General features: G+C 53.1%; 16 protein-coding genes. All 16 read right to left on the reverse strand.

Going from position 1 to position 11,985, the window contains the following annotated elements; all coding sequences use genetic code 11:
- Positions 1-104 precede the first annotated feature (104 nt).
- Positions 105-2,612, reverse strand: coding sequence for a protein translocase subunit SecD (gene secD / locus J0A65_RS02340; RefSeq protein WP_206592496.1), 2,508 nt, complete (start codon positions 2,610-2,612; stop codon positions 105-107).
- Between the two features lie 75 nt (positions 2,613-2,687).
- A complete protein-coding gene (locus J0A65_RS02345) occupies positions 2,688-3,056 on the reverse strand; it encodes a hypothetical protein (RefSeq protein ID WP_206592497.1) in 369 nt (122 codons plus the stop codon).
- A gap of 207 nt (positions 3,057-3,263) precedes the next feature.
- Complete coding sequence (locus J0A65_RS02350) at positions 3,264-3,794, reverse strand: PEP-CTERM sorting domain-containing protein (protein WP_206592498.1); 531 nt, start codon at positions 3,792-3,794, stop codon at positions 3,264-3,266.
- Positions 3,795-4,027: 233 nt separating this feature from the next.
- Positions 4,028-4,600 (reverse strand): elongation factor P-like protein EfpL, encoded by a 573-nt coding sequence (gene efpL, locus J0A65_RS02355; protein ID WP_206592499.1) that lies wholly within the window; start codon positions 4,598-4,600, stop codon positions 4,028-4,030.
- Positions 4,601-4,729: 129 nt separating this feature from the next.
- The gene (locus J0A65_RS02360) at positions 4,730-5,179 is read right to left on the reverse strand and encodes an energy transducer TonB (protein WP_206592500.1); all 450 of its coding nucleotides are present in this window, start codon (positions 5,177-5,179) and stop codon (positions 4,730-4,732) included.
- A gap of 167 nt (positions 5,180-5,346) precedes the next feature.
- The gene (locus tag J0A65_RS02365) at positions 5,347-5,814 is read right to left on the reverse strand and encodes a hypothetical protein (protein WP_206592501.1); all 468 of its coding nucleotides are present in this window, start codon (positions 5,812-5,814) and stop codon (positions 5,347-5,349) included.
- On the reverse strand, positions 5,814-6,380 hold the full coding sequence (locus tag J0A65_RS02370; RefSeq protein ID WP_206592537.1) for a TetR/AcrR family transcriptional regulator: 567 nt from the start codon (positions 6,378-6,380) through the stop codon (positions 5,814-5,816). The genes J0A65_RS02365 and J0A65_RS02370 overlap by 1 nt, the downstream gene beginning before the upstream one ends.
- 150 nt (positions 6,381-6,530) lie before the next feature.
- Entirely contained in the window at positions 6,531-6,899 is a 369-nt protein-coding gene (locus J0A65_RS02375; protein ID WP_206592502.1) for a hypothetical protein, read from the reverse strand.
- Positions 6,880-7,230, reverse strand: coding sequence for a VOC family protein (locus tag J0A65_RS02380; RefSeq protein ID WP_206592503.1), 351 nt, complete (start codon positions 7,228-7,230; stop codon positions 6,880-6,882). Before J0A65_RS02380 ends, J0A65_RS02375 begins: the two co-directional genes overlap by 20 nt.
- Positions 7,231-7,247: 17 nt before the next feature.
- Positions 7,248-7,421: a hypothetical protein gene (locus J0A65_RS02385; protein ID WP_206592504.1), complete on the reverse strand. Its 174-nt coding sequence runs from the start codon at positions 7,419-7,421 to the stop codon at positions 7,248-7,250.
- An 81-nt stretch (positions 7,422-7,502) separates the two neighbouring features.
- Complete coding sequence (thiH, locus tag J0A65_RS02390) at positions 7,503-8,618, reverse strand: 2-iminoacetate synthase ThiH (RefSeq protein ID WP_206592505.1); 1,116 nt, start codon at positions 8,616-8,618, stop codon at positions 7,503-7,505.
- Complete coding sequence (locus J0A65_RS02395) at positions 8,615-9,382, reverse strand: thiazole synthase (protein WP_206592506.1); 768 nt, start codon at positions 9,380-9,382, stop codon at positions 8,615-8,617. Before J0A65_RS02395 ends, thiH begins: the two co-directional genes overlap by 4 nt.
- A gap of 1 nt (position 9,383) precedes the next feature.
- Positions 9,384-9,584 (reverse strand): sulfur carrier protein ThiS, encoded by a 201-nt coding sequence (gene thiS, locus J0A65_RS02400; protein ID WP_206592507.1) that lies wholly within the window; start codon positions 9,582-9,584, stop codon positions 9,384-9,386.
- Positions 9,575-10,330, reverse strand: a complete 756-nt coding sequence (locus J0A65_RS02405) for a HesA/MoeB/ThiF family protein (RefSeq protein WP_206592508.1) — start codon at positions 10,328-10,330, stop codon at positions 9,575-9,577. Before J0A65_RS02405 ends, thiS begins: the two co-directional genes overlap by 10 nt.
- Positions 10,323-11,801 carry a thiamine phosphate synthase gene (thiE, locus tag J0A65_RS02410; RefSeq protein WP_206592509.1) on the reverse strand — a complete coding sequence of 493 codons (1,479 nt, stop codon included), beginning with the start codon at positions 11,799-11,801 and terminating at the stop codon, positions 10,323-10,325. The genes J0A65_RS02405 and thiE overlap by 8 nt, the downstream gene beginning before the upstream one ends.
- Before the next feature lies 1 nt (position 11,802).
- Positions 11,803-11,985: hypothetical protein (locus tag J0A65_RS02415; RefSeq protein ID WP_206592510.1), on the reverse strand; the 183-nt coding region annotated here is incomplete at its 5' end.

Consider the following 11,985-nt stretch of genomic DNA (forward strand, 5'->3'; position numbering starts at 1 on the left):
TTATTGAACGCCCAGAGTTAGGCAAAAGCGCAAAACGTCTGGGCATAGAGGTTTGATAAACTCACCTTCTATACCCAGACTGCTTTGTATTAGCAAAGCTCACTCTAAGGCAAATGCGCCAGTTCCTGCTGGATCTCTTCGGCAGTGGGCCTAAGCTGCGGCTTGCCTTTGGCGGCGCGGCGTTTACTTAATATCGACAGAATCGGCGTGGCGATAAAGATGGTGGAGGAGGTGCCTATCACCACCGCAAACAGCATCGGCAGAGCAAAGCTATTTACTGCATCACCCCCGGCGATACCCATGGGCAGCAGTGCCAAAAAGGTGGTTACCGAGGTATACAAGGTACGGGTTAAGGTGGAGGTCACCGCCCGGTTCATCAGGCTGTCAATATCCGCCTCGGGTTCGAGCCTGAATAGCTCCCGTACCCTGTCAAACACCACCACTTTGTCGTTGATGGAATACCCCAGCAAGGCCAGCAGGGCGGCCACGGCGGTGAGGTTAAATTCAATGCCGGTGAGGGCAAAAAAGCCGATGGTTTTGGTCAGATCCAGGCCGATAGTGGCTAATGCTGCCACGGCAAAATGCGCTTCAAAGCGCAGCCACAAGTACGCCAGCATACCGCCGCCGGCAATCAGCAAAGCCAGAATCGACAAATCAGCAAACTCGCCGCTGACCTTGGGGCCAACCACATCCACCTTGGGAAAACTGGCGTCGGCATTAGCTGCAATAATAGTGGCCTTTAACTGCTCAACCACCTTGGGTGCCGGACTGTCACCGCCACTGTTAGCCGCGCGCAGCAAAAATTCATGCTCGGCGCCGTATTCCTGAATCGCTATCTCGCCTAAGCCCTGGCGTTCAATGGCCGAGCGCAGATCGTCCACGGCCATGCCTGGCGCATGCACTTCCATCATAATGCCGCCGGTAAAATCCACTCCGTAGTGCAGGCCGGGTTTAAAAAACAGGCCGATAGATAGCAGCGTCAGCGCCACAGAGACACACAGCGCCGGTACTTTGCCGCGCAAGAAGTTCACTTCTTTTTTCGGCATCCAGCGGCTGATATCCAAGCCACCCATCGGCATGGGCTGGCGTTCCTTGCCTTTAACCCGCCACTGCATCAACAGGCGGGTCAGGGATACCGAGGTAAACAGTGAGGTCAACAGACCCAAAGCGATGGTTACCGCAAAGCCCTTGACCGGGCCGCTACCGAACATAAACAGCAGGCTAACAGCAATGAGTGTGGTGAAGTTTGAATCGATAATAGTGGCGAAAGCCTTATCAAACCCCGCTTTTAAGGCAATACCGGCGGGTCTGCCTTTGCGGGTCTCTTCCTTGATGCGCTCATTAATCAGAATATTGGCATCCACTGCCATCCCTATGGTCAGTATCAGGCCGGCAATGCCCGGTAAGGTTAAGGTCGCGCCAAATAAGCTCAGTAAACCGAACACCAAACCAATATTGACACTCAGCCCCACGCAGGCGATCAGGCCCCAACCCCCGTAGGCGACCAGCATATACACCAGTACCAGCGCCGCACCTAATATGCCTGTGGTTACGCCCATGTGGATGGCGTCGCTGCCTAAATCCGGCCCCACAGTGCGTTCTTCTACCACAGTCAGCGGCACGGGCAGCGCGCCGGTTCGTAGCATCAAGGCCACATCATGGGCCTCTGCCATAGTAAAGCTGCCACTGATTTCACCGCGCCCGCCAGGAATAGCGCTACGGATAACAGGTGCGGTAACGACTTCGTCGTCAAGTACTATGGCCAGCACCCGGCCAATATTGCTTTTGGTCATATCGCCAAACAGCTTGGCACCTTGGCTGTCGAGTTTGAAGTTGACTACCGGCTGGCCACTTTCCTGACTGAAGGCAGCCTGGGCATCAACAATATGAGTGCCTTCCAGCGCGACGCGAGTTTCGAGAAAATAAGGCGTGCCCTGGCGGTCTTTTACCATTAATGCACCGCTAGGTGACGGCTGTTGCCAGTGAAAACTCATCTGCGCTGTGGTGCCAAGCAAGGCCTTGATTTGTTGCGGATCGCTCACTCCCGGCATCTGCACTAAGATGGCGTCTTTACCCTGGCGGGTAATGCTGGGTTCGGTTAAGCCGGTTTCGTTTAACCGTTTACGCACCACATCCAGGCTGCGGTCAATGGCGTCTTTCAAAAGCGCCTGTTGGAAAGCCTCGCTGAGCTGCATCACCACTTTATTGCCTTGTAATTCAAGGCTGATACCGCTGCGCCCATTGTTGAGCAGACTGAGGCTGGCCGCCAGTTTGGCTACTTGAGGCCATTGGCTGACATCCTTAAGCACAAAGCTGCGCTGCTGTGGCTGGTTGTTGTCACCACGGCTGTAGCGAATATGCTGCTCGCGCAGTGCGCTCAGTAGCTGGTCACTGGCGTCATCCAACTGTTGTTTAAATAAGGCCTGAGTATCGGCTTCTAAAAGCAGGTGTGAGCCGCCTTGTAAGTCCAATCCTAAGGCCAGGGTATTGTGGCTGTACCAATCGGGTAGTTTGTTTGCTACCGAGGTTGGCAGCAGGTTAGGCGCGGCGCTTAGCAGGCCGAGCAACATAATAAGCACGTACCCAAAGGCACGCATGGAAAATACGTTCATAAGTAATCCTGAAAACACAAAATGCACAAGCAGCCGCGCTGCAAACAGGCGGCTGGTTAATAAGGCTGCGAAGAATTACTGAACTGGCGGCGCTCTGGCCTGAGGAATGCCGTAGCAGGTATGAGCAGTGAAATCACTGACGATTGCCTGCGCGTCAGTGCCTTGATGGCCAAAGCTGTTAAGGCGGCAAGCTGTTAGCCCATGCTCAAGGTCGTTGCCACTGTCGTGACGCTCTTTTTGTATTGCCGATGATTTGCTGGAGCGCAGCGTGACCGTGGCCCATTGGGTAAAGGGCTGAATCTGAGAAGAGTCATGCTGAACTAACTGCGCACGGGCAGTCGGCGTAGAACCGACCGATACACCCAGCACAAGAATAGCCATAAGCATCGCTGAAAACAGCGAGGCCATGCGGCTGGTCATTGTGTGGTTAGGTTCGTGGCGCATCAGAACTCCGATAAATCAAACGCTACTATACAGGAGTTGAAGGTTAAAAGCGGGTGAATTTTCGGCATTGTTGGTTTAGCCTGCTGTTCTTAATACAAAAAGGCATATAACTGTGAATTCAAGCCCCTTGTTTGTTTTCATCCCTAAAGCGAGCGCTTAATAAACAAAAACGACTCCCGAGGAGTCGTTATATGTATCAAGCAAATTTTACGCTAGGCGCTTTCTTTTACGATTAACAGCTACGCCGAGCAAACCAAGGCAAATTAAAGCGAGTGAGGCGGGTTCAGGTACGGCTGCAGCGGCTGAGGTTATTCTGGCATCCGACGCAAAATTTACAGGGTTGTTCGCTGTGCCAGCATACTGAAAATAGCCAGTAGCGCTGCCTGATTGCAAGGAAGACAGGGATATAGACCAGAGAGACCAGTCGCCAAAAATGCCTGAGCCGGTAAAAAATTGCACCTGGACTCCTTCGCCAATTTGGTCTGCACCCAGGTATAAAAAATCACCATCTACAGTAAACATGTCGGTTCCGCTAGTGATGAAGCTCTTTGTCACCGAAAATCCAGCGGCAGTAGAGTTAATGTGGCTGAGACTGGTGTCAAGGTTGGTAAAAGAGAAGCTTCCAGAGTAGATTCCGACTTCGAAGTTCCAGGTGCCACTGATAATGGCTGCCCGAGCACTGCTCACACTAACCAGTGTAATAACCATAACCAACATTAATTTGCGTACAGTTGTCATAACCATGGATCCTTATTGTTTTTCAAAAATCTCTCCAGCAAGTACTGCGCCAGTAAATATATTTCAATATTAACAAATGCTTAAGTTGTCTCTTTGGAAGAGAAGTAAGGTTTTTGTATAAAAATCCGACAGTATTCCTGTCTGGTGTTCTAGGTGGTGAATGTATGAATTACCGCAGCGCTTAAAGCAAAAAGCCCGGCAACGCCGGGCTTGTTAGCATTAGGCAACAGAGCTTATCGATCCGCACGTCCTTGGAACTTGCGCTCTTCAATATTCACACGGATCCAATCGCCGGTGGCGACATATTCGGGTACTTGTACCACCAGGCCGGTGGAGCATTTTGCTGGTTTGGTGCGAGACGTGGCAGAGGCCCCCTTGATAGACGGATCGGTTTCTACCACTTCCAATTCCACACTGATAGGCAGGTCCAATGCAACTGGCACGTCGCTTACGATCAATACCTGGATGCCGTCTGTTTCTTCATTGATAAACAGGATTTCTTCGGCAATGGCATCTTTGTTCAGGCTGTACGGGGTGTAGTCTTCCTTATCCATGAACACATATTCGTCACCGTCGATGTAAGAAAACGTGGCCTGACGACGCACCAAATCAGCCAGTTGCAGCATGTCGGAATCTTTAAAGGTTTCGTCAAATTTGGCACCGCTTACCACATCGTACATACGCATACGGTAAATACTGCCACCTGCACGGCCTTGTGGCACAGAACGCTCGATATCACGAACGATACAGGTTTTGTTGTTATAAACGATGGTGGAATTCTTTTTGATTTCACTTGCTTTTGGCATTGCTATGTCCTGATTGCAAACTGGGCTAACCAATAAAGGCGGCATTTTAATCCATCTATTGACGGCTGAATATGGATTATTGCCAATACAGCGCAGCCGGGAATGCGTATTTAGGTTACAAGATAATTTTTAATTATGCTGATAGCCGCAATTTTCCTCGGCTTCAGCAATGTTTCTAGCCCCTTTAACCATGAAATCCATTTGAACACGAGTGAAAACAGGCTGACTTTGAGACTCATTGGTCGCTGACTTCCAGCGCCACTGGGCTAAAGCATCTGCGGCTTTCTGATCAAATATCCCTTGAGGATAGGACTTTATTATCCGGTACCCTTCTGGGTGGCCCTGTGCATTAATGCCGAATTCAAACTGTACACAACCTGACCGCCGGTCGGCGGCAGCAGCAATAGGGTAACCTGGATAGGTGCGCTTACTTTCTTGCCAGTATTGGCGTTCTGGCTTGTCACTTTGAACGGCCGTTAAGTCCAGATAGGGTAGGTTGTTATTCTGCTCTGGCGCAGGCTCAGTGGTGGACTGGCAGGCGCTCAAGCCCAGTAAAATGCATAAAATGAGGTGTTTCATGGGGGGCGTCCTGACGGTGGCAATCTATTGCGTATTTTACTGAAAACTTACCTTACCAGCGCCCCTGCAAGGTGACAAATATTCTGTTTTACTGGCTAGGCACGGTAGTGATTAACCGCAAAGCTGAACATAACCTTGAGCATAAAAAACACCGAGACCAGCGCAAATCAAACCGGCAGTGCCAGTTGCATCAATACCAACAAACCAGCGCCCATCAGGGCTGCGGCGGTAAACAACTGAAAGGAAGAGCCGTGCAGGGCATTAACAATCAGCGCACTGACGATAGTTATGGCCCAGATAAGTGCGGCACTTGCCAGGTCGGCACCCATTGGCCAGGCAACCAGCGGCAGATGCAGGTGAATGGCAATAAACACCAGGCGGCTGGAGGAGCGCTTGGCATAATAGTCATTGGTGCCCTGACTGAAGTTGGCGATAAACCCGGCCAGAATGTCGGCCACGATTAACAGACCCACCATCAGCTTCCAGCTTGCTAGGTTGTACGGCAGCAACTGAAACTGATAGTAGATACAGGCCGTACCCAGCAGGGCAAAGAGCAAAATCACCAGGATCTCAGTGGCAGACTGCTGTTCACCAAATACCTCATGTAGGGCTTGTGGTATAGGGCGACGGCGCATTAGCATTCCTTAATGAACTGAAAAAATAGCTGAGTTTTTCGCTCGGCATGTTGCTTTAACTGCTCGGCTGACAAAGGCATCCGGCCGGTCATTTGCAGCTCGTCATAGAAACCACTTTTCCATAGCGCGAACAGCATTTGAGCGGCCTCTTCTGCTGTCAGTTTATTTCCATGTGCGTGCAGAAATGGCGCTAGCATGGCGGTCAGATTGGCCAACACCCTGGCCGGGCCACAAGCGAATAGCTGCCTACCAAGCTCTGGGTATTGTCGCTGGGCGGCGCTAATTGCAGTATCGAACAGCAATACATCGGGGCGGGAGATCAGGCTAAGGATGTGATAGCCCAAGGACGATAATTGAGTCTGCAAATTCCTTTGGGTACCAGATTGACTGTCGCTACCTAAGGCTGGTTCTGTGCTTAACGCTTGTTCGGTATGAAATGTCACATAGGCCTGCACCAAGCTGGCCAGATCGCCATAACGGCGATACAAGGTAACCTTGGAAATACCGGCGTGCTTGGCTATGCCTTCCATGGTCAGGCCGGCCAGGCTTTTCTCCATGACCAGCATTGATATTGCCTGCCAGACCGCCTGAGTGTGTGCAGGGTCTGGGGGGCTTCCTGACTTTGCCATGGGCTAAGATACGTAGTTCACTATATGTTCGCGCGGTAGCACTTGCATATAGTGAACGTAATCGTTTCGTTATTGGTTGGTTTTCCGTCAGCGGGTCGCGGTAGTTTGCTCGCACATGGTTTTGCTGGCCGGTTCACAGCCATCCAGGCACATCACCAGGCCTTTATCATTGCGCTCGGCACCGCCGCCAAGCGCGGTTGAACACCAGGTTTGCATATTCTGATCAATGCGACATTGGCCCTTGCCGCACAGTACTTCGCCCATGCGGTCTCGAATGGCTTCCCCATCTTTAAAGGCTGAGCAAAATACCTGACCGGATGAATCCCGCGCGCAGCTGCCTTTACCACAGATCACATCGCCCTCGGCGTCCTTTAAGCAGTCGGCCTGTGCACCGTTAGCCATGACCCCTAAGGCCAGAAGCAGCGGCATTGCTACCTTACTCAGACCAGACGGCATATTCATTCTCGCTGGGATCGGTAAAATGGAAACGCCGACCGCCGGGGAAGGCGAAGATGGGCTTGATAATCTTGCCGCCAGCCTGCGTTACGGCATCTTGGGTGGCGACAAGATCCTGGCTGTACAACACCATCAATAGGCTACCGCTGGCCACGGACGCAGAGGCATCAGCGCGGTAAAAACCGCCGTCCATGCCGCCGTTGGTAAAGCAGCTATAGTCCGGCCCGTAGTCAACAAACTGCCAGCCAAACACGCTTTGGAAAAAGGCGCGGGTGGCCTCGAGATCTTTGGCCGGTAACTCCAGATAATTGATTTTATGATGTTCCTTCATGCTGGGCTCCTGGTGAGTTATTCGGCGCGCAGAATAGTGGCAATTTCCTCTTCCATCACCCTGGCTGCCTGTTGGCGGGCTATGGACATAAAGGGCGACCCTGCGTCCCATACCTCTTCAATAACCTCGTGATTGCGCTTAAATTTCTGTTCCACATCTTGTAAGGCAATGATCATTTGTTCTTTGGTCATGGCTTTTCCTTGAATGGCTTGTGCTGTTCTTGCGAAATTATCAGAAGGTTTAGCACAAATCATCGGTCAGGCATAACCTTATCAGGCCTGCGAGTAACTCTTTTCCCAGTCTTTCCAAACCGGCTGCATACCCGCATTTTTTACCGCTTCCGCAACCACTTGCGGGGCTCTGGCATCGTCAATCTCGAACTGCTCCAAGGCCTTGTCTGCATTGGCATAGCCGCCGGGTTGAGTGCTTGACCCTGCGCTTAAGCTGGTGACACCGAGCGGCAGTAGCTTGTCTCTGAATTGCGCCGACTCGCGGGTGGAAAGGCTAATTTCCACTTCACTGTCCAGTAAACGGTAGGCGCAAATCAACTGCACCAACTGGCGGTCACTCATCTGGGTTTTATCCAGCAAACCACCGGAGCAGGGCCGCAGGCGGGGAAAGGACAGCGAATAGCGGCTACGCCAGTAGGTCTTTTGCAGATATTTTAAATGCAGGGCAGCGAAAAAACTGTCGGTGCGCCAGTCATCCAGGCCAATCAGTACCCCCAGTCCCATTTTATCTACCCCCGCCCGGCCAAGGCGCTCAGGGGTATCCAGGCGCCAGTCAAAGTCCATTTTTTTACCTTTCAGATGGTGCTTGGCATAAGTGCGCCGCCGATAGGTTTCCTGATAAACCAGCACGGCATCCAGGCCCAGTTGGCACAGTTCACGGTATTCGTCTTCGGCCAGCGGCTGCACCTCCAGGCTTAGATAGCTGAAGTGGCGCTTGATGATTGGCAGGGCCTGGCGAAAATAGTCCATGCCCACCTTAGTTTCATGCTCGCCGGTGACCACTAACACGGAGTCAAAGCCCATGGCTTTGATGGCCTGACACTCGGCGTCTATTTCGTCCAGGCTGAGGGTTTTGCGTTTGAGCTTATTGCTCATGGAAAACCCACAGTAGGTGCAGTCATTGGCACACAGATTCGACAGGTACAAGGGAATGTAAAATTGCAGGGTGTTGCCAAAGCGCTGACGGGTCAGACGGTAAGACTGCTGCGCCATCTCTTCCAAAAAGGCGTCGCCAGCCGGTGAAATCAAGGCCATAAAGTCCTGCAGGTCCCGCTTGGGTTTGCTCAGAGCGCGGCGCACATCCGCTTCAGTGCAGGCATTAATTTGCAGGGTAACGTCGTCAAAGTCCCAGTTTTCAAGCAAGGCGGCAAAGCTCATAAGTGCTCCAGAAAACCGGTCAGGGGGCTGGATGCCACGGCATTTTTTTGCACACAGCCAAGGCCCGCCTCAAAGGCGGTGCGCCCGGCTGTCACTGCTTGCTTGAAAGCCCGCCCCATGGCTACAGGGTTAGGGGAAACGGCAATGGCGGTATTAACCAATACGGCATCCACGCCCATTTCCATGGCCTGGGCAGCATGACTGGGCGCGCCGATGCCAGCATCGACAATCACCGGCACCTGGCTTTGTTCGACGATAATTTCGAGAAAGTCTTTGCTTAGCAGACCGCGGTTGGAGCCAATCGGTGCCCCCAGGGGCATAACCGCAGCGCAGCCAACTTCCTGCAAACGCATGCATAACACAGGATCAGCGCCGCAATAGGGCAGCACGATAAAACCCTCTTTGACCAACTGTTCTGCTGCTTTAAGGGTTTCGATAGGATCAGGTAGTAAGTAGCGCTGATCCGGGTGGATTTCCAGCTTAAGCCAGCTAGTACCTAAGGCTTCGCGGGCGAGGCGGGCGGCAAAGACAGCCTCTTCGGCGGTTTTGGCCCCTGAGGTATTAGGTAATAAGCGTACCCCCAGCTCTTGCAGTGGGGCCAGAATATCGTCTTTGTTTTGCACCAGATCCAGCCGTTTCAGGGCCAGGGTGACCAGTTCGGTGCCACTGGCAGACAGTGCTGCCTGCATGCTTTGCCCGCTGGCAAATTTGCCGGTGCCGGTAATCAGACGGGAAGAAAATTGCGTATTGGCAATAGTGAGCATATCAACCTCCGGCCACCACTTTAAATAAGGTTATGCGATCAGCTTCCTGTAGCCGGGTTTGTGACCACTGACTTTTGCTGACCACCTGGGCATTGACCGCCACCGCCACGCCAAGCGCTGGCTGTTTTAGGGCCTCTAATAACTGGCTGACCGTCAGCCCTTGGGCAAATTGCTGCGGCGTATCGTTGATAATCAGTTGCATGGCTGGTCTCCACATACAGGACAATGGGGGTCTTTGTTCAGCCCCAGGCTTTGCCATTGGTGCACTTTGGCATCAAAGAGTTTTAACTGGCCAAAGGGCACGCTGCCGGCGCCGGTTAGGTATTTAATCGCTTCCAGGGCCTGCATCAGGCCGACAATGCCCACCACCGGGCCAACAACGCCGCTATTAGTACAGTTCATCGACGGGCTTTGCTCGGGATGGTAAAGGCAGCGATAGCAGCCGTGTGACTGCGCAGGATTAAGGGCCAGAAACTGGCCTTCAAAACGAATGGCTGCACCTACCAACAGCGGCACGCCAGCCTGATAACAGGCCGCGTTGATAGCCTGGCGGCTGGCCATATTGTCGGTGCAATCCAAAACCAATTGGCAGTGGCTTATCTGCTCTAACAGGTTGCTTGCATCCAGGTTTCGTTCAAAAGCTTCAATATCGATATGTGGATTGACGCACGCCAGACGGCGCTTGGCTTGCTCTGCCTTGTTGTAACCAATACTAAAACTGTCGAATAGGGGTTGGCGGTGCAGGTTGGTGACATCCACTTTATCGCCATCTGCCAGCACCAGTTTTCCCACCCCGGCACCGGCCAGGTAATGGGCGGCAACGCTGCCAAGCCCGCCCAGGCCAATGATCAGCACTTTGGCTTGCTTAAGCCTTTGCTGACCGGCCTCTTCAATGTCTTCCAACATCAAATGCCGGCTGTAGCGCATAAAATCCTGATCGTTAAGCATTTTGCCACCTTAGCAATAAATCTCTGACCACCTGCTCGGGGTTGCTGGCCTCGGTTATGGCCGTCACCATCGCAATGCTGCCCACTCCCGTGGCGGCTACAGCCTCAACCCGTTCCAGGCTAATGCCACCGATGGCGACGGTGGGCATGTCTTTAAGCAAACGCACATAATGGGCTAGCCGCGCCACGCCTTGTGGTTTGGACAGCATGTCTTTGGTGCGGGTGGGGAAAATGTGACCAAGGGCGATATAGGAAGGTTTCAGCGCTCGTGCGCGCTGAATCTCTGCATAGCCATGGGTGGAAATACCCAGGCGCAAACCCGCCTGGTAAATGGCTGCAAGGTCTGCCTGCTGTAAGTCTTCCTGACCCAAATGCACACCATAGGCACCAAACTTAATGGCCAATTGCCAGTGATCATTGATAAACAATCGGGCATTGGCTTGCCTGCCAAGGGCCACTGCTTTGGCGATTTGTTCTTCAAGCTCAGGTGTAAGCTCCTGTTTAATACGAAGCTGCAGGGTGCGTACACCCCAGCCAAGCAGTTTTTCTACCCATGCAAGACTATCAACCACCGGGTACAGGCCAAGGCCTTGGCTATCCACCGAGGCAAAGCCGCTGTGCTGCCAGGGGGGATCAGCTAGCAGGCTAAAAGCCGGGAAATCCTCAGCCCGCGCCGGCCAACCTAAATGGGCGACCGGCCCTGGCCCCTGGCCTAGTGGCACGGCGCCTTTCAGGCCCTGGTTGATGTAGGCTTTGGCAATGCATATGGCATCGTCCATGGGGTAATCCAGACAAAGCGCGGTAGCGATGGCGCTGGCAAAAGTGCAGCCGGTGCCATGGCCGTGGGGCGTATCGATACGCGAGCAGGTAAAACGCCATTGTTTGGTTGGGCTAAGATACCAGTCCTGGCACTCCTCGCCCGTCCAGTGCAGATGTCCGCCTTTGACCAGCACCGCACCAACACCTTGTTCCAGTAGCAGACTGGCCGCCACCGCCAAGCTGGTAGCGTCTGTTGGTTCGATACCGGTCAGCAGGGCCAGTTCATTGGCATTGGGGGTGATCAGATCCAGTAGCCTGAGCAGTGGTGCGCAGTCGGTCAGTTGCAGGGCCGCCAGCTGCGAACCACAACTGGCTCTGGCCACCGGATCCCAGATAATCAGCGGAGCCTTAGGCTGTTGCTTCATCCAGTGCAGAAACTCGGCCAGGGCAGCTACTTGACTGGCATCGCCGAGCATGCCGATTTTCACCGCGCCGGGCCATAAGTCTGATGCCAGTGCATTTAGCTGATTGCTCAGCACCTCCAATGGCACGGCTTGTACCTGCGTTACCGCCACCGAGTTTTGTGCGGTAATGGCACTTACCACAGTGCAGCCGTGGCCTCCTAAGGCCTGCACTGTGAGTAAATCGGCCTGCACCCCAGCGCCGCCACCGGAGTCAGAGCCTCCGATGCACCAAATTATTGGCTTTGCCATATCAGACACTCGCTTTGGATTTTGCCGGGTGGTAAAGCTCACTGCCACTTTGCTTAAAGGCTTCAGACATTTGCTGCATACCCAGTTGCACGCTTTCCTGCTCGCCGTTTAGGCCGGTCAGTTTAATCGTGGCCTGCTCCTGAGCGGCGGCATAGTCACGCACTTCCTGGGTGATCTTCATGGA

The sequence above is a fragment of the Bowmanella yangjiangensis genome (assembly GCF_017255015.1).
Taxonomy (GTDB): domain Bacteria; phylum Pseudomonadota; class Gammaproteobacteria; order Enterobacterales; family Alteromonadaceae; genus Bowmanella; species Bowmanella yangjiangensis.